The organism is Agrobacterium sp. 6Ca8, from assembly GCF_055382765.1.
In genome coordinates this window covers 1,523,044-1,543,783 of the sequence record NZ_AP026433.1, presented here as the reverse complement: position 1 = coordinate 1,543,783, position 20,740 = coordinate 1,523,044, and the positions used below count along the sequence as shown (strand labels likewise).

At 59.9% G+C, this 20,740-nt stretch carries 18 protein-coding genes; 9 read left to right on the top strand and 9 right to left on the bottom strand.

Annotation, left to right across the window (positions count from 1 at the left end):
- Positions 1 to 153: 153 nt before the first annotated feature.
- The 3 genes from ACZ5A6_RS07735 to ACZ5A6_RS07725 all read right to left on the bottom strand — a co-directional run bounded on the left by ACZ5A6_RS07735 (position 154) and on the right by ACZ5A6_RS07725 (position 2,872).
- Entirely contained in the window at positions 154 to 1,470 is a 1,317-nt protein-coding gene (locus tag ACZ5A6_RS07735) for a peptidoglycan DD-metalloendopeptidase family protein (RefSeq protein ID WP_065687242.1), read from the bottom strand.
- Positions 1,471 to 1,559: 89 nt separating this feature from the next.
- Entirely contained in the window at positions 1,560 to 2,390 is an 831-nt protein-coding gene (locus ACZ5A6_RS07730; protein WP_080798308.1) for a ferritin-like domain-containing protein, read from the bottom strand.
- A 14-nt stretch (positions 2,391 to 2,404) separates the two neighbouring features.
- The gene (locus ACZ5A6_RS07725) at positions 2,405 to 2,872 is read right to left on the bottom strand and encodes a peroxiredoxin (RefSeq protein ID WP_013636380.1); all 468 of its coding nucleotides are present in this window, start codon (positions 2,870 to 2,872) and stop codon (positions 2,405 to 2,407) included.
- A 118-nt stretch (positions 2,873 to 2,990) separates the two neighbouring features.
- Here ACZ5A6_RS07725 and ACZ5A6_RS07720 point away from each other — a divergent pair, with 118 nt between their 5' ends.
- On the top strand, positions 2,991 to 6,374 hold the full coding sequence (locus tag ACZ5A6_RS07720; RefSeq protein WP_174061121.1) for a YhdP family protein: 3,384 nt from the start codon (positions 2,991 to 2,993) through the stop codon (positions 6,372 to 6,374).
- 44 nt (positions 6,375 to 6,418) lie between these two features.
- Here ACZ5A6_RS07720 and tyrS read toward each other — a convergent pair whose 3' ends face one another.
- On the bottom strand, positions 6,419 to 7,672 hold the full coding sequence (gene tyrS, locus ACZ5A6_RS07715) for a tyrosine--tRNA ligase (protein ID WP_003515978.1): 1,254 nt from the start codon (positions 7,670 to 7,672) through the stop codon (positions 6,419 to 6,421).
- Between the two features lie 151 nt (positions 7,673 to 7,823).
- Between tyrS and ACZ5A6_RS07710 the strand changes: the two genes are divergently transcribed.
- Positions 7,824 to 8,945, top strand: coding sequence for an anhydro-N-acetylmuramic acid kinase (locus tag ACZ5A6_RS07710; protein ID WP_112154609.1), 1,122 nt, complete (start codon positions 7,824 to 7,826; stop codon positions 8,943 to 8,945).
- A gap of 114 nt (positions 8,946 to 9,059) precedes the next feature.
- On the opposite strand, the gene ACZ5A6_RS07705 is transcribed toward ACZ5A6_RS07710, so the two are convergent.
- On the bottom strand, positions 9,060 to 9,737 hold the full coding sequence (locus tag ACZ5A6_RS07705; protein WP_003507952.1) for an alpha/beta hydrolase: 678 nt from the start codon (positions 9,735 to 9,737) through the stop codon (positions 9,060 to 9,062).
- A 211-nt stretch (positions 9,738 to 9,948) separates the two neighbouring features.
- On the opposite strand from ACZ5A6_RS07705, the gene ACZ5A6_RS07700 reads away from it, so the two are divergent.
- From ACZ5A6_RS07700 to sufA, 7 genes are all read left to right on the top strand, one after another.
- Entirely contained in the window at positions 9,949 to 11,118 is a 1,170-nt protein-coding gene (locus tag ACZ5A6_RS07700; protein WP_113291124.1) for a cysteine desulfurase family protein, read from the top strand.
- Between the two features lie 200 nt (positions 11,119 to 11,318).
- A complete protein-coding gene (gene sufB / locus ACZ5A6_RS07695; RefSeq protein WP_003507956.1) occupies positions 11,319 to 12,788 on the top strand; it encodes a Fe-S cluster assembly protein SufB in 1,470 nt (489 codons plus the stop codon).
- A gap of 72 nt (positions 12,789 to 12,860) precedes the next feature.
- Positions 12,861 to 13,616, top strand: a complete 756-nt coding sequence (gene sufC, locus ACZ5A6_RS07690) for a Fe-S cluster assembly ATPase SufC (protein WP_003507958.1) — start codon at positions 12,861 to 12,863, stop codon at positions 13,614 to 13,616.
- Between the two features lie 24 nt (positions 13,617 to 13,640).
- Positions 13,641 to 14,912, top strand: coding sequence for a Fe-S cluster assembly protein SufD (sufD, locus tag ACZ5A6_RS07685; RefSeq protein ID WP_464110902.1), 1,272 nt, complete (start codon positions 13,641 to 13,643; stop codon positions 14,910 to 14,912).
- Positions 14,905 to 16,155 (top strand): cysteine desulfurase, encoded by a 1,251-nt coding sequence (locus tag ACZ5A6_RS07680; protein ID WP_003515973.1) that lies wholly within the window; start codon positions 14,905 to 14,907, stop codon positions 16,153 to 16,155. The genes sufD and ACZ5A6_RS07680 overlap by 8 nt, the downstream gene beginning before the upstream one ends.
- Positions 16,156 to 16,178: 23 nt before the next feature.
- Positions 16,179 to 16,562: an SUF system Fe-S cluster assembly protein gene (locus ACZ5A6_RS07675; RefSeq protein ID WP_003515972.1), complete on the top strand. Its 384-nt coding sequence runs from the start codon at positions 16,179 to 16,181 to the stop codon at positions 16,560 to 16,562.
- A 112-nt stretch (positions 16,563 to 16,674) separates the two neighbouring features.
- Positions 16,675 to 17,064, top strand: coding sequence for a Fe-S cluster assembly scaffold SufA (gene sufA / locus ACZ5A6_RS07670; protein WP_174061123.1), 390 nt, complete (start codon positions 16,675 to 16,677; stop codon positions 17,062 to 17,064).
- Between the two features lie 21 nt (positions 17,065 to 17,085).
- Here sufA and ACZ5A6_RS07665 read toward each other — a convergent pair whose 3' ends face one another.
- The 4 genes from ACZ5A6_RS07665 to ACZ5A6_RS07650 form a co-directional block, all read right to left on the bottom strand.
- Positions 17,086 to 17,367, bottom strand: coding sequence for a hypothetical protein (locus tag ACZ5A6_RS07665; RefSeq protein ID WP_013636374.1), 282 nt, complete (start codon positions 17,365 to 17,367; stop codon positions 17,086 to 17,088).
- A 62-nt stretch (positions 17,368 to 17,429) separates the two neighbouring features.
- A complete protein-coding gene (locus tag ACZ5A6_RS07660) occupies positions 17,430 to 18,638 on the bottom strand; it encodes an ABC transporter permease (RefSeq protein ID WP_174061124.1) in 1,209 nt (402 codons plus the stop codon).
- A complete protein-coding gene (locus tag ACZ5A6_RS07655; RefSeq protein ID WP_003515966.1) occupies positions 18,628 to 19,347 on the bottom strand; it encodes an ABC transporter ATP-binding protein in 720 nt (239 codons plus the stop codon). The genes ACZ5A6_RS07660 and ACZ5A6_RS07655 overlap by 11 nt, the downstream gene beginning before the upstream one ends.
- A 14-nt stretch (positions 19,348 to 19,361) precedes the next feature.
- A complete protein-coding gene (locus ACZ5A6_RS07650) occupies positions 19,362 to 20,660 on the bottom strand; it encodes an efflux RND transporter periplasmic adaptor subunit (protein WP_003515964.1) in 1,299 nt (432 codons plus the stop codon).
- Positions 20,661 to 20,740 lie beyond the last annotated feature (80 nt).

Genomic DNA, 20,740 nt, shown 5'->3' with positions numbered 1-20,740 from the left:
TTGGCGCGGGGATATGCCCAAATTGCCAGAAAGTCAAGGAAACAACCGGAAATGCGCGCGAAACGGCGAGACGTTGGCGAGGCTTTTGAGCCTTGGACGCGGTTTCGGGCGATTTATCGCAAAAAGGGCGAAAAAAGCGTTAAAATCGGACTGCTATTTGAGATAGGTTTTAAGCTCGGCCCCGGCGACCAGAAACCGCATCGGATCAACAGGCGTGTCGTTGCGGCGGACCTCGTAATGTACGTGCGGACCGGTGGAGCGGCCGGTGCTCCCAGCACGGCCAACGATGTCGCCGGCCTCCACCTTGTCGCCGGCTTTGACCAGAATGGTGGAGAGATGGCCGAATCGCGTCGATACGCCCTGGCCGTGATCGATCTCGACCATATTGCCGTAGCCGCCGGAGTTTTCCGCAACCGTTACCTTTCCAGCGCCCGTCGCCTTGACGTCGGCGCCTGTTTCGGCGCGAAAATCGATGCCGGTATGTAAGGCGGGCCGTCCGAGGAAAGGGTCGAGCCGGTTTCCGAATCGGCTGGTGATCGCCCTGCCGGGGGCCGGATTGCCGAAGGGCAGGGCGGTTGCGGTTTCCTTCACGATATCCAGCCGGTTGAGCGCATTGTCTAGATTGGTCAGAGACATATTGAAGGGATCGGTTTCATTCCCCTGCGGGTCCGCATAGGGGCCGCCGACACCGTCCGTGTCACTTTCGTCGATTTTCAGACCCGCCTGCCGGATGATATCCTGCATCGCGCTTGCCTTGTCCTCGGCGTCGCTGGTCAGTCTGGCGATCCGTGATATCTGCTGGCGTTCGATATCCTTCAACGACAGCGTGACCTTGGAAAACACGCGGTCGGCGCGGTCGGAAGGCGTTTCGCCGTTTTCGGGCACATAGGACGCCCGCTTGTCGGTTCCGGCTGGCTTTTCCGGCTGCGACGGGCGGGGCGCCATCAGATTTTCTATGGCGGAGAGGCCACCTGTCAGATCGGCGCGCTTTTCCGGCGCCATCGCGTTCGAGAGCGAGGAGGGCGCGGTTGGAATGGGGGCCGTGGCCGTGGAGGCGGCGATGCCGGAATTTTCCGCGCGCTCCAGCAATTCGCTCATGCGCCCGTGTCTGGACGTGAGTGCCGCCTGCTGTTGCAGCAGCTTTTCCACTTTCTTTTCAACCACCTGCTGGTCGAGCAATTGTCTTGAGGTAACGCGGTCCACCTGCGCCCTCAGCGCGGCGATACGGTCTTCGTAATCGTGCTGCATGCGGGTCTGGCGCGCCATGGTCGCGCCGATCAGGTCGTCACGCAAGATGAGATAGCCGGTGGCGCCCAGATAACCGAGCGAGAAAAGGCCGATCGTGCAGCCGGCAAGCGCCGTCATCCAAGGCCGGATCGTCATGTGCCGGACCTTGTCACCGCTTGCCAGCACCAGAACGTGCTGCTGCCGCTTTTTGCCGAATACCCGGTTTTCCGCTGTATCAGTCAAAATCTCTCTCCGGACTGGCCGATTTCTCACAGGAAATCATACTTCGTTAAGGTTAACGAAGTTTTGCACCATGCGCCGGGCTGCGGGCGTCAGCCGCTGTTGCTGACAGCGGTGAGGGAGCGATAAAAGGATGGCGTCAACCCGGCTTCGGCGCGGGCGAGGTCGTTGAAGGGCGGTTTCAGCGGTCCGCGGAAATTGGCACGTACCAGTTGCCGGAAGGTTGCTGCCGGGTCCTTCTTTTCACGGGCGCACAGGAAGCGAAACCATTTGGCGCCGATGGCGACATGGCCCTTTTCGTCATTGTAGATGACATCGAGAACGGCGGCGCTTTCAAGGTCTCCGGTTTCGCGCATCTTCGCCTGCAGGGAGGGCGTCACGTCCAGTCCGCGCGCCTCGAGGATGAGCGGCACGACTGCGAGCCGCGCGGTGAGGTCGTTGCGGGTTGAATGCGCCGCCTGCCAGAGCCCGTCATGGGCGGGCAGATCGCCGTAATCCGCGCCGAGGTTTCGCAGCCTTTCCCGCACCATCCGGAAATGTTTCGCCTCCTCGAAGGCAACCTGCATCCAGCCGTTGAAAAAGGAATGCGGCACCGGCTCGCTCGCATAACGGGCGACGATGTCGAGCGCAAGGTCAACGGCGTTCAGCTCGATATGGGCGATGGCGTGCAGCAGCGCTATGCGACCCTTGACGCTGTGGAGGGAGCGGCGCTCCACGGCGGTCGGCGGAACGAGTTCCGGTTTATCCGGCCTGCCCGGACGTTCGGGCAGGGGTGGATCTAGGGGGGAGCGCAGCGACAGGCGGCGCTCGAACCATCGTGTCGCCGTTTCCTGCGCCAGTGCGGTTTTTCTGTCGAGATCGGCGCAGGCAATCGCCTCGGTGGCGCCGCCGCGCAGCGAGATGATCCTGAAGGTGGGCGTCACGACAGGGGCGTCTCTCAGAGCTTCCGTGCGGCGTCGAGAACGGCCTGTGCGTGGCCCGGAACCTTCACCTTGTTCCAGATTTCCGCGATCGTACCGTCAGGTGCTACGAGGACGGTGGTGCGTTCGACACCCATGTATTTTTTGCCATACATGCTTTTTTCCTTCCAGACGCCGTAGGCCTCGAGCGCCTTCCGTTCCTCGTCGGCGGCCAGCATCACCGAAAGCTTGTGCTTTGCAGCAAACTTGTCGTGGCTTTTGACGCTATCAGGGGAAATGCCGATGACGACAGTATTGGCGGCCTCGAATTCCGCGCCGAGGGCACTGAAATCTATCGCTTCGGCGGTGCAGCCGGATGTGTCGTCCTTCGGGTAGAAATAGAGAACGACCGCCTTGCCTCGCAGGCCGGACAATGTCACCGTTCCTTCACCGTTGCGGGGCAAAGTAAAATCGGGGGCAGGGCTGCCAATCGTCAGTTCTGTCATAATCATCTTTCTTTCGCCGGGATGTTGAGTGAAAGTCGCCACATTCGATATATAGCGAAACCGGGCGTCGTCCAGTGTTGAGGCGAAACAAAAGCTATTCAGGGGCAAACACGGGCGTATGGCTGAAGTAAGGGGTGAAAAGGTCAAGTTCAGCAAGCGCGATATCGTTGCGCTGCATGATCTTCCTTCGGCGCAGGCCGAAGATCCTCTCATCGTGCATTGCCCGGCGCCGCGCTCCATGGCGCGTGCTCTCATCAAGATTTTCGCTGCTCTTTTCGTACTGGCCTTCCTGTCCATCGGCGGCATCATTGTCTCCGTCGAAACCGGATCGATCGACAATGCCCTTTCCAGCCAGGCGCAGCAGGCGCTCGAACGGGCGCTCGGACCCCACTACAGCGCGCGAATCGGTTCTTCGGCCATCAGGTTCTCGACCGGGCTGCGGCTTGCGCTGGTGGCGGAGGATGTGGATATCGTCGAGAAGGAATCCGGCCAGCATTTGAGCCGGGCAAGGGCTATCGGCATGGCGCTCGATCCGCTAGCGCTTTTGACCGGACGCGTCTCCGTGCAAAGTCTCGAGGCCGACGGGATGGAACTCGATACGGCCCTTTTGCCGAAGGGTAACGGTTTCGATCTCGCCAGCATCCGGCTGGACGCGGTTCCGCAGCAGTTGCAGGCGGCGTTTTCCCAGCTGGACAAATTGGCGCAGGCGTTTTTAAGCAGCGGAACCGAGGAAATCGATATTTCCAGCGTCTCGATCCACTTGCCACCGAGCGAAGCCGGCAAGCCACGCGTCGTCGAAGTGCGCGAGCTTTCGTTGACCCCTGACCAGCAGGGCGGATATTCGCTTGAGGGTGAAACGCTGTTTAACGGCGAAATCGCCAGCCTGTCGCTAAAGACATCGGGATCGGGCGGTGTGATCGACGGTTTCGACGCGCGCATCGACGGTTTCGACATCGGTCCTTTTCTGGAAAAATTCGATCCTGAAGGCAATCTTCATGAGGGGCTGAACGTCAAGACCGGTGTCAGCATCCTCGCCCGGCGTTCCATGCCCGGACATGAGCCGCGGCTGGAAATCTCGCTCGGCATGGGCAATGGAATGCTTCTTATCGGCGGCGAGGCTCAACCCTTCACTGCCGGCACCGTCAACGCGCGCTACGATTTTCAGAAAAGCAGTCTAGTCATTGGGAATTCGCGGATCGACCTTGGGCGAACGGCTATTCCGGTCACTGGGGAAATCACGGATACCCAAGAGGGCTTCGGTCTTTCGCTGCGGATCGACAATGCGGTTGCCTCGGCCGAAGCCTCTGGCGAAGACCCCGTTCCTTTCAGCTTGAAGGCGGACGGGCAATTCAATGTCGCGACCAGGCAGCTTGAGGTACCCTCGCTATACGTTACCGGCCCGCTTGGAGACATGGCAGGCTCGCTGAAAATCCGCTTCGGCCAGGGCTCGCCTGAAATCAGTTTCGCCGGACAGATTCCCAAGATGGAGGCCACGGCGGTCAAGCAGCTCTGGCCGTTTTGGATGGCGCACAAGCCGCGCGAGTGGGTGGTCTCCAATCTTTATGGCGGCACGGTCACGAACGGCTCGATTGCGATCTTCATTCCGCAGGGACGGATGTGCGGTCCCGGTTGCCCGCTGGTGCTGGGCGAGAGCGAAATGCAGATCCGCTTCGATATCGACGGTACGCGTCTCAATACCACCGGCGACATTCCTCCGCTGCGCGACGTTGATGCGCATTTCAATCTCGTCGGCGGCCGGATGAATGTCGATCTCAAGAACGCGACAACCTATTTCGCCTCCAATCGGTCGCTTGCGCTGGAGGACAGCCGGTTCTCCATGTCCGACGTCTACGCAAAGCCCCTGCTTGGGAATCTCGAGTTGAACGTTTCGGGCTCGGCCGATGCCGTGGCGGAGCTTGCGACGCTGAAGCCTATCAATGCGCTCAAGGATACGCAGTTCAAGCCGGATGACTTCACCGGCGACGTGACGGCGAATGCAAAGCTGACCGTCGGCATGCTTTCCAGCCAAAATCCACCGCCGCCGGTGTGGACGGCCGATCTCGATCTGAAGAACCTGTCGCTGACAAAACCGTTTGCCGGCCGCAAGGTGACCGCGCTTGACGGTTTCATGTCCATCAACGACCGGCAGCTCAAGCTTGAAGGCAAGGGCCGGGTGGACGATGTGCCGATGTCTATCGAGATGACGGAGCCGGTGCGCAAGAATAGCGACGTTGCTCCAACGCTGTCGCTGAAAGCAACCCTGAACGAGACGCAGGTCGCCAAGCTTGCACCGGAGCTTTCCACGGTTCTTGGCGGCACGACCGTTGTGGAAATCGATGGCGCGGATACGAAAAGTCAGGAGATACAGCTCGATCTGGCGAAGGCGTCTATCATTCTGCCGGGGCTTGGATGGAGCAAGGGCGTCGGTATTCCGGCAAAAGCGACCTTTACCCTGGAAACCAGCGATGGCCGCACGACGATCAGTGATTTCTCCCTAACCGGGGACGGCTTCGGCGCGGCCGGAGATGTCACCTTCACCAAGAACGGGCTGATTTCGGCCGATCTCAGCCGCGTGCAATTGTCACCTTCCGACAATTACGCCGTCGCCGTCACTGCCTCCAAAAACGGATATAGCATCAACGCTTCGGGAAAATCGGCCGATCTCCGGCCTTTCCTCTCAAAGCTTCGCAGTTCCTCAGGGGCAGGTGACGGCACATCGCGTTCGCAGCCGTCCCTTGCCATCAAGGCGCAACTCGACAAGGTCTACGGCTTCAATGACGAGATCCTTTCCAATGTCAGTGCCGATGTCAGTGTGCGTGACGGCAAGGTCCGTTCGGTTGATTTTCGCGGCGTCACCGGCAGGGGCCAGGCGGTTGTGGCTCAGACGACCAATCGCGGCGCGACGGGAACCGTGACGCTTACCAGCAGCGACGCCGGTTCTCTTGCCCGTTTCACCAATATCTACACCCGCATTCGCGGTGGTCTTCTCAATCTCGCACTTTCGACCGTCAACGGCAGCGACTGGAGCGGTTCGCTCGATCTGCGCAATTTCGCCGTTGTCAACGAAGCGAAGCTTCAGGATATCGTCGCCACGCCGACGGGCGATGACGGCCGGAGCCTCAACACGGCGGTCCGCCGTAACATCGATGTCAGCTCGGAGAAATTCCAGCGCGGTTTTGCCCGGCTCGTTTACGTCAACGGCTCGGTTGCGGTGGAAAACGGCGTGGTGCGCGGCGAACAGATCGGTGCGACCTTCCAGGGCCTGCTGAAAGACCAGAACGGCCGTATGGACATGACCGGCACCTTCATGCCCGCCTATGGCCTGAACCGGCTGTTCGGCGAGCTGCCCTTTATCGGCATCTTCCTCGGCAACGGCCGCGACCGCGGTCTGCTCGGCATCACCTTCAAGCTTTCCGGCCAGACGGACCAGCCGAAGCTGACTATAAACCCGCTGTCGCTGATAGCGCCCGGCGTCTTCAGGCAGATTTTCGAGTTTCAATAAAAGGGCCGCTTCCGCGGCCCTTCATCTGATGATTTGCGCGGGTGTTACGCCGGGCGAACGAGAACGTGCTTCTTCTTGCCAACCGAAAGCTTGATGATGCCATCGCCGGTGATCTCGGCGGAACCGATCATCTGGCGATCGTCGGATACGCCCTTGTCGTTGATCTTTACCGCGCCGCCCTGAACGTGACGGCGGGCTTCGCCATTCGAGCCGGCAAGGCCAGCGCGGACGATGAGCGACAGGACGCCGACGCCGGCATCGAGTTCGGATGCCGGAACCTCGATGGAGGGCAGGTTTTCAGCAAGCGCGCCTTCCTCGAAAGTCTTGCGCGCCGTTTCGGCAGCTTCTTCGGCAGCGGCACGGCCATGCAGAATGGCCGTCACTTCCGTTGCAAGGATTTTCTTCGCCTCGTTGATCTCAGATCCGCCAAGGGCGGCGATGCGTGCGATCTCATCCATCGGCAGCGTGGTGAAGAGCTTTGCGAAGCGAACCACGTCCGCGTCTTCCGTATTGCGCCAGTATTGCCAGAAATCATAGACCGGCAGCAGGTCCTTGTTGAGCCAGACGGCACCGGACGCGGACTTGCCCATCTTCGCACCCGAAGAGGTGGTCAAAAGCGGGGAGGTCAGCGCATAGAGCTGCGGTGTCCCCATGCGGTGACCGAGATCGATGCCGTTGATGATGTTGCCCCACTGGTCAGAGCCGCCCATCTGCAGGCGGCAGCCGGTACGCTGGTTCAGCTCCACGAAATCGTAGGCCTGGAGGATCATGTAATTGAATTCGAGGAAGGACAGCGACTGCTCGCGGTCGAGGCGCGTCTTCACGCTGTCGAAGGAAAGCATGCGGTTGACCGAAAAGTGGCGGCCGACGTCGCGCAGGAATTCGAGGTAGTTGAGCCCACGCAGCCAGTCGGCATTGTTGATCATCAGCGCCGGATTTTCCGCGCGATCGTAATCGAGGTAGTTGGCGAAGACGTGCTTGAGCGAGGTGATGTTGTCCTCGATCATGTCGATTGTCATCAGCTTGCGGGCCTCCTCCTTGAAGGAGGGATCGCCAACCATGCCGGTGCCGCCGCCCATCAGCGAAATCGGCTGGTGACCGGTCTTCTGCATCCAGTGCAGCATCATGATCTGGGTGAGGTGGCCGACATGCAGGCTGGAGGCCGTCGGGTCATAGCCGATATAGGCGGTCACGGTTTCCTTGGCGAACAGTTCGTCGAGACCCGACTCGTCGGAGATCTGGTGAATGAAGCCGCGCTCATCGAGCGTGCGGAGGAAATCGGACTTGAACCTGGACATAACCTTTTTCTTTCTGGTTGGACCTTTGCCGTCATTGTCTGTCAATGAACGCGGGGGGGCTTTACCATTGTTTTTTGAAAAGTGCACCCGTTTCGGCCATGAATAACGGCGATTCATCTCCGCATGATTCGATATTGAAAGGGAGCAGCGCGTGGGCGAGGTCAAAACGGCAATCGGGCTGATGAGCGGGACGTCGATGGACGGCATCGATATCGGCCTGTTGCGCACGGATGGCGAAAACGTGGTCCGGCATGGGCCGAGCGGTTATTTCCCCTATGATCCGGGCCTGCGCGCCACGTGGCAGAAGGCGCTGGTTACGGCCAAAGCCATTCGCGAACGGCGCGAGCGTCCGGGTGACCTCGCGGATGCGGAACGCAAGCTGACGCTTGCCCATGCGGCGGCAGTCAAATCCTTCCTCCACCGCCATCGGCTTGAAGCCAGCGATATAGACGTGATCGGTTTTCATGGCCAAACGGTGCTGCATCGGCCGGATGAGGCGTTGACCGTGCAGATCGGCGACGGCGCGCTTCTGGCCGAGGAAACCGGTATCGATGTGGTGTACGACATGCGTGCCAACGACATGGTGCATGGCGGGCAGGGCGCACCGCTCATTCCTGCGTACCACATGGCGCTCTCCGCCAATCTGCCTGATGGCTTCGAAACGCCCGCCGTCTTCGTCAATATCGGCGGCATATCCAATCTCACCTATATCGGCGAGGGAGGGCGGCTTGCGGCTTTCGATAGCGGTCCCGGCAATATGCTGATCGACCAGTGGATCGAGGCGCATACGGGCAAAGCCTTCGACAAGGGCGGCAGGACGGCGGCGGGCGGCAGCGTCGTTGCCTCGCTCGTCACGCGCTACATGGAAAGCCCGTTCTTCTCGGCCAATATCCGCCGCTCGCTTGACCGCAGCGATTTCGTGCCGCCGCAAAAGGGCGAGGTTTCGCTGGCGGACGGCGCACGCACGCTGTCGCATCTGACGGGTGCCGCGATCCTCAAATCGGCGAGCTATCTGCCGGAAGCGGCTAAGACCTATGTGATCTGCGGCGGCGGGCGGCTCAATCCTGTTATCATGGAAGAGTTTGCGAGCCTTGCTGCCAAGCAGGGTGCGCGGGTAATCGCGGCGGAAGAGGCGGGGTTCGACGGCGGGGCGATGGAGGCTGAGGCCTGGGCCTATCTGGCGGTGCGATCGCTGAAGGGGCTGCCGCTAACCTATCCGGGGACGACCGGTGTGAATGAGCCGGTTACGGGTGGGGTTTTGGTCAGGGCGTAATAGACGATGGCGGGCTTGGATCACCCCCTCTGCCCTGCAGGTCAGAGGGGGTGAGCCAAGCCCGCCGTCGATCATTGTAGGTAGATCAACACTGACCTAAGCTGCGCTCCTAAATCACCGAATGCGCTTCGCTGCCGGTTCCGGAACCAGTTCGCCATTCAGGCGGCGGTCGAGGTAGTCCTCACATTCGCTCATCAGCTCATCAACCTTGCCGTTGAAGAAGTGGTTGGCGCCGGGAAGGGTGCGGTGGGTGATGAGAATGCCCTTCTGGGTCTTCAGCTTTTCGACCAGACCGTTGACGTCCTTCTCAGGCGCGACCTTGTCGGCGTCGCCATTGATGATGAGGCCGGAAGACGGGCAGGGGGCGAGGAAAGAGAAGTCGTAGGTGTTGGGCTGCGGCGCAATCGACATGAAACCTTCGATTTCCGGGCGACGCATCAGAAGCTGCATGCCGATCCAGGCGCCGAAGGAATAACCGGCGACCCAGCAGCTTTTCGAATCGGGATGCAGGCTCTGCACCCAGTCGAGAGCGGACGCGGCATCGGAAAGCTCGCCGGCGCCATGGTCAAACTCGCCCTGGCTGCGGCCGATGGAGCGGAAGTTGAACCGGAGCGTCGTGAAACCGCGCTTCTGGAAAAGATAGAAGAGCTGATAAACGATCTGGTTGTTCATCGTCCCGCCGAACTGCGGGTGCGGATGAAGGATGATCGCTATCGGCGCGCTCTTTTCCTTGGAGGGTTGATAACGGCCTTCGAGGCGACCCGCAGGGCCGTTAAAAATGACTTCGGGCATTGGTACTCCGGTCGTGTTTTTTCATTCTCCAACCGCATTCTTCCGACGAGAAGACTTGACGAACTGTGTCATCTTTTCTAGAACGCAGTTTAGAATAATTCGAAACTTTGCGTGTGCTTAAGCACTCGGACCGTGTCATAAGGCAAGCGCAACTGTAATTTCAAGAAAAATGCGTTTTGGCGCATGGAAGATTGAGCGAAGCTTTTCCGCGATGACGGTTTTGACGCGCACATATATGGACTGGAACGCCACGGCGCCGCTTTTGCCTGCCGTGCGGGATGTTCTTGTCCGCGCTCTCGATATCACGGGTAATCCGTCCTCCGTACACCGGGAAGGGCGCGCAGCCCGTGCGGCCGTCGAGGCCGCGCGTCGTGACGTTGCTGTGGTCTGCGGCGCCCAGGCGTCGCATGTGACCTTTACGAGCGGTGCGACCGAAGCGGCCAATCTGGTGCTTTCGCCTGAATTCAAGATGGGGCGCGCTCCCGTACGCTATGGTCGTCTTTACGTTTCGGCGATCGAACACCCCGCTTTTCGTGAAGGAGGCCGGTTCGGCAAGGCTGACGTTACGGAAATTCCCGTTACGTCAGCGGGTGTCATCGATCTTGCGGCCCTTGAGGCGCTGCTGTCAGCGCACGACAAGTCCACTGGCCTGCCGATGGTCGCCTGCATGCTGGTCAATAATGAGACCGGCATTCTTCAGCCGGTGGCTGAAGCGGCGCGGCTTGCACATGCAGCTGGGGGATTGATGGTCGTCGATGCCGTGCAGGCTGCCGGCCGCGTTCCGCTCGATATCAATGCATTGGAGGCCGATTTCCTTGTGATCTCGTCCCATAAGCTTGGTGGTCCGAAGGGTGCGGGGGCGCTGGTGTCCCGCGGCGAGGTGATGATGCCGAAGCCGTTGATCCATGGTGGCGGCCAGGAAAAGGGACATCGTTCCGGTACTGAAAATACCCTGTCGGTCATCGGTTTCGGTGCCGCCGCCGCTATTGCTGCGCAAAACCTCGAGACCGAAGCGACGCGTCTTGCAGCGCTGCGCGCAAGGCTGGAAGACGGCATGCGGGCAGTCGCGCCTGACGTGATCATCTACGGTGAGGATGTCGGCCGTGTCGGCAATACCACGTTTTTCACCTTGCCCGGTTTGAAGGCGGAAACGGGCCAGATTGCATTCGATATCGAAGGCATTGCGCTCTCGGCCGGTTCGGCCTGCTCTTCCGGCAAGGTGGGTGAAAGCCATGTGCTGACGGCGATGGGACGCGATCCCAAGCTTGGCGCACTCAGGATTTCGCTTGGTCATGCGACTGATGAGGCGGATATCGAGCGCGCGCTCGCAGCCTTTACGAAAATTGCCGGGCGGCGCAGGCTGACCGGTCAGGCCGCTTAAAATGCGGCAAAGAATTGCGGAATAGCAATTTTCCGCTTGCCGGGATGTGTGAAAAGCGCCATCCCGCACTTACATGGGTATAAGCTCCGCCCCGTTTATACGGGCCCGGATTATTTGCCCGAAGATGGATGAAGGCGGCTATCCGCCTTGATACGTTGACAAGCCACCGGACCTTGGCTCCGGCGAGATTGGAGAACGACATGGCAGCGGTTCAGGAAACGATCGATCAGGTTCGCCAGATCGATGTGGACCAGTATAAATACGGCTTCGAAACCGAAATTGAAGTCGACAAGGCCCCGAAGGGCCTTTCGGAAGAGGTGATCCGCTTCATCTCGGCCAAGAAGCAGGAGCCGGAATGGATGCTGGAATGGCGTCTTGAGGCTTACAAGCGCTGGCTGACGATGGAAGAGCCGACATGGGCGCGCGTCAGCTACCCCAAGATCGACTTCAACGATCTCTATTATTATGCCGCACCGAAAAGCACGCCCGGCCCGAAGTCGCTGGACGAAGTCGATCCGGAGCTGCTGAAGGTTTACGAGAAGCTGGGCATTCCGCTGAAGGAACAGGAAATCCTGGCCGGCGTGGAAAACCGTCGTGTGGCCGTGGATGCCGTGTTCGACAGCGTCTCCGTTGTCACCACCTTCAAGGCGGAACTGGCAAAGGCCGGCGTGATCTTCATGTCGATCTCCGAAGCCGTGCGCGAATATCCTGATCTGGTGAAGAAATATCTCGGTTCGGTCGTGCCGCAGACGGACAATTTCTACGCAACGCTGAACTCGGCCGTCTTTACCGATGGTTCCTTCGTGTTCGTGCCGAAAGGCGTTCGGTGCCCGATGGAGCTTTCCACCTATTTTCGCATCAACGAAAAGAACACCGGACAGTTCGAGCGCACGCTGATCATCGCTGAAGAGGGCGCCTACGTCTCCTATCTGGAAGGCTGCACCGCGCCGCAGCGCGACGAGAACCAGCTTCACGCCGCCGTGGTGGAACTGGTGGCACTCGACGATGCCGAAATCAAATATTCCACCGTCCAGAACTGGTATCCGGGCGACAAGGACGGCAAGGGCGGCATCTACAACTTCGTGACCAAGCGCGGCGATTGCCGTGGCAACCGTTCGAAGATTTCGTGGACGCAGGTTGAAACCGGCTCGGCCATCACCTGGAAATACCCGTCCTGCATTTTGCGCGGCGACGACAGCCGTGGCGAATTCTATTCGATCGCGGTTTCCAACGGCCATCAGCAGATCGACAGTGGCACCAAGATGATCCATCTCGGCAAGAACACGTCGAGCCGCATCATCGCCAAGGGCATTGCCGCCGGTTTCTCGGAAAACGTCTATCGCGGGCAGGTCTCGGCTCACCGCAAGGCGACCAACACGCGCAACTTCACGCAGTGCGACTCGCTTCTGATCGGCGACAAGTGCGGCGCGCATACCGTGCCCTATATCGAGGCGAAGAACTCGTCTGCTCATTTCGAGCATGAGGCGACCACGTCGAAGATTTCCGAAGACCAGCTGTTCTATTGCCTGCAGCGCGGCATCCCCGAGGAGTCGGCGATCGCACTGATCGTCAATGGCTTTGTGAAGGATGTCATCCAGCAGCTGCCGATGGAGTTTGCGGTTGAAGCGCAGAAGCTGATCGGCATTTCGCTGGAAGGTTCGGTCGGCTGATCGTCATACGAATACGCACTTTGAGTGCGCGGTTTCGCGCACCTTCGCTCACACTATTCTTAGGATAAAACCATGCTTGAAATCATCGACCTGCACGCAAAGATCGCCGATACCGAAACCGAGATCATCAAGGGCCTCAACCTTAAGGTTGCTGCCGGTGAAGTTGCGGCCATCATGGGCCCGAACGGTTCCGGCAAGTCGACGCTGTCCTACATCCTGTCGGGCCGCGAAGACTATGAAGTCACCTCCGGTGACATCCTCTATAACGGCGAAAGCATTCTGGAACTGGATGCCGCCGAGCGCGCTGCCAAGGGTATTTTCCTGGCCTTCCAGTATCCCGTCGAAATTCCGGGTGTTGCCACCATGCAGTTCCTCAAGGTTGCTATGAACGAGCAACGCAAGGCGCGCGGCGAGGCCGAGCTTACGACGCCGGACTTCATCCGTCGCGTCAAGGAAGCTGCCGGCGATCTGAAGATCGACATGGACATGCTGAAGCGTCCGCTGAACGTCGGTTTCTCCGGCGGTGAGAAGAAGCGCGCCGAAATCCTGCAGATGGCACTGCTGGAGCCGAAGCTCTGCGTTCTCGACGAAACCGATAGCGGCCTCGACATCGACGCGCTGAAGATTGTGGCTGATGGCGTCAATGCGCTGAAGTCGCCGGATCGCGCCACTGTCGTCATCACCCACTACCAGCGCCTGCTCGATTACATCGTGCCTGATAGCGTTCACGTTCTCTACAAGGGCAAGATCATCCGTTCGGGCGACAAGGCCCTGGCGCTGGAGCTGGAAAACAATGGTTACGCCGACATCATCGGTGAAGCGGCCTAAGCCAGAGGCCAGGAGGTGATGTCCATGAACATTCAAACGACCAATCGGCTGACGCCAGCGGAAACCGCGCTGATCGACGCCTATACCGCCAAGTTCAGCGAATTGCCGGGCAATGGTGCGGTTGTCGCCGCCCGTGACGTGCTGTTCGACGATCTGAAGACCGGCGGTCTTCCGACCCGCCGCATCGAGGCGTGGCACTATACCGATCTCAAGAGCCTGTTGCGTGCCATTCCCGAGGACCAGCCCGCACCTGTTATCGAAAAGCAGGCGTCTGTTGTCGCCGGCTCGTCCGTCGCCTACGTGCTGCATGGCACGGCCAATGTCGGCAAGATCGAAGATATCAGCGTTTCCAGCTTTGCCGAGAGCCTGCTTGACGGCTCGGCCGCCACAGGCCTTGCGGAAGCCAGCAAGGACGACGTGATCGGTCGTATCAACGGCAGCTTCGTGCGCGACGGCCTGACGCTCGACATTCCCGCCGATGCCGAGATCGAAAAGCCGATCGAATTGCAGGCGATCCATGGCGCAGGTCAGGTTCACAGCCGCTTCCCGGTGCGCTTCGGCAAGGGTTCGAAGGCGACCGTCATCGAGCGTCACCTTTCGGTGACTTCGGATGCCGCCCTGGTTTCCTCCGTCACCGACATCGTTGTCGAAGACGGTGCGGAAGTGACCTGGATCATCCTGCAGCAACAGGGCGCGGCCGATATTCATCTTGGCCAGCTGCGCATGAGAATCGGTGCGGACGCCAAGATTCGTCTGTTCGTCATCAATGCCGGCGGCAAGCTGGTGCGGCAGGAACTGCGCATCGACGTGGACGGCGAGGGTACTGACCTCACCGTTCGCGGCGTCAACCTGTTGGGCGGCGAAACCCATACCGACGTGACGATGGTTCTTGGCCACAACGTGCCGAACACGACCTCGACGGAAGTGTTCCGCAACGTGGTCTTCGACCGTGCAAAGGGCATTTTCCAGGGCATGATCCGGGTTGCCCCCGATGCCCAGAAGACCGATGCGAAGATGGCGTGCAATACGCTGCTGATGTCTGACGATGGCGAGTTCTCGGCAAAGCCGGAGCTTGAAATCTTCGCCGACGACGTTCAGTGCGGTCACGGTGCGACGGTTGCCGATATTGACGACAACCATCTCTATTATCTGATGGCGCGCGGCGTGCCGCGGGCAAAAGCGCGGGCGATGCTCGTCAATGCCTTCGTCGCTGAGATCGCCGAGGAACTGGAAGAAGAAAATCTGGTAGAGGCGCTAGAGACTATCATCTCCTGCTGGCTGGAACATCATGCCTGAGAGCGAACGCGCCGCATTGGCGGCCCCTTATGACGTTGAAGCCGTGCGGAAGGATTTCCCGATCCTGTCGCGCGAGGTCTATGGCAAGCCGCTGGTCTATCTCGACAACGGCGCGTCCGCTCAAAAACCGCAGGTGGTCATCGACGCCGTTTCGCATGCTTATTCCAATGAATACGCGAATGTGCATCGTGGCCTGCATTTCCTCTCCAATGCCGCAACCGACGCCTATGAGGCGGCGCGCGAAAAGGTGCGCCGTTTCCTGAATGCCGGTTCGGTGGACGAGATCGTCTTCACCAAATCCTCCACCGAGGCGATCAATACGGTTGCTTACGGTTACGGCATGCCAAAGATCGGCGAGGGCGACGAGATCGTCATCTCGATCATGGAACATCACTCCAACATCGTGCCGTGGCATTTCATTCGCGAGCGGCAGGGCGCCAAGCTTGTCTGGGTGCCTGTCGATGACGACGGCGCGTTCCATATCGAGGCTTTCGAAAAAAGCCTGACGGAGCGCACCAAGCTCGTTGCCATCACCCATATGTCGAATGCGCTGGGCACCATCGTGCCGGTCAAGGAAATCTGCCGCATCGCCCATGAGCGCGGCATTCCGGTGCTTGTCGATGGCTCTCAGGGCGCGGTTCACATGCCGGTTGACGTGCGCGATATCGATTGCGACTGGTACGTCATGACCGGCCACAAGCTTTACGGTCCCTCGGGCATCGGCGTGCTCTACGGCAAGGCTGACCGCCTGAGCGAGATGCGGCCGTTCCAGGGCGGCGGCGAGATGATCCTCGACGTGTCCGAAGACAATGTGACCTATAACGAGCCGCCGCATCGTTTCGAAGCGGGAACGCCACCCATCGTGCAGGCCATCGGTCTTGGCTATGCGCTTGATTATATGGACAATCTCGGCCGTGCCGCGATTGCAGCCCACGAGGCTGATCTTGCGGCCTATGCTGCCGAGCGGCTGCGCGAGGTCAACTCACTGCGAATCATCGGCAATGCGCCTGATAAGGGCGGTATCTTCTCCTTCGAACTCGAGGGCATCCATGCCCATGACGTGTCGATGGTGATAGACCGGCGCGGCGTTGCCGTGCGTGCCGGCACCCATTGTGCCATGCCGCTCTTGAAACGGTTCGGCGTCACCTCCACATGCCGGGCATCGTTCGGCCTTTACAATACCCGCGCCGAAGTAGATCGTCTTGTCGAGGCGCTTGACTATGCGCGCAAATTTTTCGCCTGATATCAGGATTGAGGTTCAGGACCATGACTGCCGAAGCCACTGCAAAGACCCATGATGTGACCGAAGACGCTGCAAAGCCGTCTTCCATTGCGCCCGACGAACTGGCGCGTCTTAGCGACGACGTGATCGCGGCGCTGAAAACCGTGTACGATCCGGAAATTCCGGCCGATATTTTCGAACTCGGTCTCGTTTACAAGATCGATATCGAGGACGACCGGATGGTCAAGATCGTCATGACGCTGACAGCACCGGGCTGCCCGGTTGCCGGCGAAATGCCGGGCTGGGTGGAAAATGCCGTCGGCGCGGTCGAAGGTGTTTCCGGTGTCGAAGTGTCGATGACCTTCGATCCGCCGTGGACGCCGGACCGCATGTCGGAAGAGGCTCAGGTCGCCGTCGGCTGGTATTGAGACTGACGTGATTTTGACAGGCGTCATCCCTTGATGGCGCCTTCAAGCACTATTAAATTGAAATCCATAAACATCGAGCCTTGAACTCGATTGTCGAAGGAGAATTAAGCCCATGGGCTTTGCGATCATGACCATGACCGGGGCTGCTGCCTCGCGCGTTAAAGCAATCGTCGAGAATTCCGGCCCTGACGCCAAGGGTGTGCGCGTCGGCATCAAGAAGGGCGGCTGCGCGGGCATGGAATATACCATCGACCTCGTGACGGAAGCGGATGCGAAGGACGATCTGGTCGAATTCGATGGAGCCAAGGTGTGGGTTCAGCCCTCCGCCGTGCTCTATCTGCTCGGCACCCAGATGGATTTTGAAGTGACCAAGATGCGCTCCGGCTTCACCTTCAACAACCCGAACCAGACATCCGCTTGCGGCTGCGGTGAGTCGGTGGAACTGAAGCCTGCCGATCTGGCGGCGCTGGCGAAGCAGCGCGAGGCTGAAGCCGGCGTTTGATTGGCTGCGCCATTTTTCCGATCAGCGGGATGTTTGCTGTTTCAGCGTATCGATAAAATCCGCCAGCGGATGAATCGATGGCGTCGTTGTCAAAAGCGGCTCGAGAGCTGCTGCAATCTTCCCGCAATCCTCCTCGGCAAGTGGTCGAAGGCTGGAGCTGACTTTGTTGTAGTCGGGCGTTCCGCGTGACGCGAGGGAGCGATTGATCACAAACAGTTCCGTTTGCCCGTCAATTCGTTCCACGAAGAGCGCAAGCGAACCGCCGTCTGCAGCAGCGGCGCTATCCGATATCGATTTGAACATCGAAACTCTCCGTAAATCATGAACCTTTTCCGTTGAGGCCGTTGCAGCCTCGACGGCTCGTTTCACTCGTGTCGCAGCGCCTCGATCGGGCTCAAACTCGCTGCCCGCCGCGCCGGGAAATAGCCGAAAATCACGCCGATGGCAGCCGAGAAGGCGAAGGCGAGGAAGATGATCGACGGGCTGGTGACGAAGGGCACGTTGAGGAAGCTGACGACGCCATAGGCAAGGCCAAGGCCCGTCAAGATGCCGACCGTGCCGCCCAGGGCAGAGAGCATGACGGCTTCCACCAGAAACTGCGTCAGTACCTGTTTTTCCAGTGCGCCGATGGCGAGGCGAATGCCGATCTCGCGGGTGCGCTCGGTTACCGAAACCAGCATGATGTTCATGATGCCGATGCCGCCGACCAGCAGGCTGACGGCTGCAACCGCACCCAGAAGCCCTGTGAGCAGCGTCGTCGTGCCGGTCATGGCCGAGGCGATCTGCGTCATGTCGTTGACGGTGAAATCATCCTCGCGGCCAATGTTGATGCGTCGCCGTTCCCGCAGCAGGTTCTGCAGGTCGCTTTGGACCTTGGCGGTGGAAACGCCGTCCTGCGCGGAGACCATGATGGACGAAATGGTGGTGGTGCCGCCGATGCGCCGCTGGTGGATTTTGAGCGGCATGATGATCGTGTCATCCTGATCGTCGCCGAGGCCGGATTGGCCTTTTCGGGCGAGAACACCGATGACGGGGCAGGAGATGTTGCTGACGCGGATCGTCTGGCCGACCGGGTTTTCAGCGCCAAAGAGTTCCTGCCGCACCGTTTCGCCGATGATGCAGCCCATCTGCCCTCCGCGATCTTCGGCCGGCTGGAAGTCACGGCCCAGCGCAAGCGTCCAGTCCTGTGCCACAAGATAATCATTGGTGGTGCCGATGACGCTTGTCTGGTGGTTCTTGCCGCCGAAAATGACCGTTGCGGCGGAGCTGCGGTTTTGAGGAGCAACGGCGCGCAGGCCGCTGATCTGGTTGCGGATCGCCTCGACATCGCGATCATCGAAACGTTTGGCTTCCGTGCTGGCGCGGCCGGGCCCGAACTGGCCGGGGCGCACGAACAGCATGTTGGTGCCGAGCCGCGACAATTCCGATTTCACCTGTTCAGTCGTGCCGTTGCCGATGGTTACCATGGCGATGACGGCGGCAACACCGATGACGACGCCGAGCACGGTGAGGAAGGAGCGGAGCAGGTTGCGGCTGATGGCACGCAGCGCAAGACGCGACGTTTCAAAGAACATCGGCAGTCTCCTTGTTTTCCGCTGCGCTGTCGGAGGCGAGATGGCCGTCCACGAAACGCAGGAGGCGTCCCGCATGGGCAGCGATATCCTCTTCATGCGTGACCATGACGACCGTAATGCCCTTGTCGCGGTTGAGCGTGGTGATCAGCTCCATGATCTCGGCGCTGGTTTTGGTGTCGAGGTTGCCTGTGGGTTCGTCGGCGAGAAGCAGAGCGGGGCGGGTGACGATGGCCCGTGCAATGGCCACACGCTGCTGCTGACCGCCGGAAAGCTCCTGCGTCGTGTGGTGCTCGCGGCCCTTCAGACCCACCTGTGCCAGCGCCTCCATGGCGCGCGCGCGCCGTTCCGAGGCTTTCATGCCCCGGTACACGAGCGGCAGCTCGACATTCTCCACCGCCGAGGTGCGCGACAGGAGGTTGAAGCCCTGAAACACGAAACCCAGCATGTGGCGGCGCAGCAGCGTCAGATGTTCATTGTCGAAACCGCTGGTCGGCACGCCCTGAAACAGATATTCGCCCGATGTCGGCACATCCAGGCAGCCGATGATGTTCATCGAGGTGGATTTGCCGGAGCCGGATGGCCCCATGATGGCGACGAATTCCTTCTCGTGGATCGACAGGCTGACGCCGTCAAGCGCGCGGATCGTCGCTTCGCCCCGGCCATATTGCTTGACGACATCGCGGAATTCTATGAGCGGCGGCTGTTGCATGCGGTTTTCCTCCGTCAGCCGGCGTTGCGGGCTGAGGCGTCGGTAATCACCAGATCGTCGGCCTTCAACTCGCCCGATTTTACCACGGTATGCTGGCCATCGGTGGAGCCGGTTTCGATCGAAACCGAGACGGGCGTGTTGTTACGCAGCACCCACACCGTTCTTTTGCCTGTCGCGGCCGGACCGGCATCGCGGTTCTGTGACCGGCTCATGCGGGGAGGGCGGAACAGGCTCATCAAGCCACCGCCACGGGAGGCGGATTCGCGCGGCGGCGTATATCGGAGCGCGGAATTCGGCACCAGCAGCGTATTCTTGATCTCCTCAACGACGATATTGGCGGTTGCCGTCATGCCGGGGCGCAGCAGCAATTCCTCATTGTCCACCGTCAATATGCCCTTGTAGGTCACTACGTTAGACACGGTCTCGGAGGCGAAACGCACGGTCTCTATTTCAGCCGGGAAGCTACGGTCGGGATAAGCATCGACGTTGAAGGTGGCCTTCTGCCCGGTTTCAACCTTGCCGACATCCGCCTCATCCACCGACACCTGCAATTCCATATGGCGCAGATCGCCAGCAATGGTGAACAGCACGGGAGCGTTGAGCGAGGAGGCAACGGTGGCGCCGGGATCGACACTGCGGGTGAGGATGACACCATCGATGGGCGAGACGATCTTCGCCTTGCCGAGATTGACCTCGGCCAGCCGCAAATCCGCTTCCGCCGAAAGCACGGTCGCCTCGTTGACCTGTAGCGTGGCGCCGGCGGCATCGTGGTTGAACTGCGCGGCATCCAGATCCTGCTGGCTGGAGACCCGGCTCTGGACGAGGGACCGCAGACGCTCCATCGATGTTTTTGCCGAGCCGAGATCGGCGCGCGCCTTCAACACATTGGCCTTGGCGGAGGCAAGCTTGGCGCGGGCGCTCTGCACGTCGGCCTCCAGCTTGTTGGTGTCCAGTTCCGCCAGAATATCGCCTGATTTGACCGGGCTGTTATAGGTAACGTTGACCTTGCGAATGGTGCCGGACAATTCGCTCGATATGTCGACCTGATCGGTCGGCTGGACTGAGCCGGTGGAGGTTACGATGACGGAAAGGTCGCCCTGTTTCGCCGCTTCCGTGGTGTAGGTATAGGCGACGCCTGCGGCACGCGACTGGTAATAATAACCAAGGCCCCCACCGATCAGCACCACGGCTGCTGCGGCATAGAGATAGCGGCGCGACTTCTTCTTTCTACCTGACCTGCTGGTACCCAGAATGTCCCGCAGATCGGGCTGGCTGTTTTCCGTGTCGCGGCCATTGGTGTTGGCGTCATTCATTTTTGTCACCCGCAAAATTCAAAATACCACAGAGGATTGTTTCCAACCCCTGTTTCCGGTCCGTCTGTCGCTGTTTGTAT

Bases quoted from the DNA above. Each gene is read 5' to 3' on its own strand.
- ACZ5A6_RS07725 (WP_013636380.1), bottom strand. From the start codon at position 2,872: ATGACAGAACTGACGATTGGCAGCCCTGCCCCCGATTTTACTTTGCCC.
- ACZ5A6_RS07720 (WP_174061121.1), top strand. From the start codon at position 2,991: ATGGCTGAAGTAAGGGGTGAAAAGGTCAAGTTCAGCAAGCGCGATATC.
- tyrS (WP_003515978.1), bottom strand. From the start codon at position 7,672: ATGTCCAGGTTCAAGTCCGATTTCCTCCGCACGCTCGATGAGCGCGGC.
- ACZ5A6_RS07705 (WP_003507952.1), bottom strand. From the start codon at position 9,737: ATGCCCGAAGTCATTTTTAACGGCCCTGCGGGTCGCCTCGAAGGCCGT.
- ACZ5A6_RS07700 (WP_113291124.1), top strand. From the start codon at position 9,949: ATGACGGTTTTGACGCGCACATATATGGACTGGAACGCCACGGCGCCG.
- sufB (WP_003507956.1), top strand. From the start codon at position 11,319: ATGGCAGCGGTTCAGGAAACGATCGATCAGGTTCGCCAGATCGATGTG.
- sufC (WP_003507958.1), top strand. From the start codon at position 12,861: ATGCTTGAAATCATCGACCTGCACGCAAAGATCGCCGATACCGAAACC.
- sufD (WP_464110902.1), top strand. From the start codon at position 13,641: ATGAACATTCAAACGACCAATCGGCTGACGCCAGCGGAAACCGCGCTG.
- ACZ5A6_RS07680 (WP_003515973.1), top strand. From the start codon at position 14,905: ATGCCTGAGAGCGAACGCGCCGCATTGGCGGCCCCTTATGACGTTGAA.
- ACZ5A6_RS07675 (WP_003515972.1), top strand. From the start codon at position 16,179: ATGACTGCCGAAGCCACTGCAAAGACCCATGATGTGACCGAAGACGCT.
- sufA (WP_174061123.1), top strand. From the start codon at position 16,675: ATGGGCTTTGCGATCATGACCATGACCGGGGCTGCTGCCTCGCGCGTT.
- ACZ5A6_RS07665 (WP_013636374.1), bottom strand. From the start codon at position 17,367: ATGTTCAAATCGATATCGGATAGCGCCGCTGCTGCAGACGGCGGTTCG.
- ACZ5A6_RS07660 (WP_174061124.1), bottom strand. From the start codon at position 18,638: ATGTTCTTTGAAACGTCGCGTCTTGCGCTGCGTGCCATCAGCCGCAAC.
- ACZ5A6_RS07655 (WP_003515966.1), bottom strand. From the start codon at position 19,347: ATGCAACAGCCGCCGCTCATAGAATTCCGCGATGTCGTCAAGCAATAT.
- ACZ5A6_RS07650 (WP_003515964.1), bottom strand. From the start codon at position 20,660: ATGAATGACGCCAACACCAATGGCCGCGACACGGAAAACAGCCAGCCC.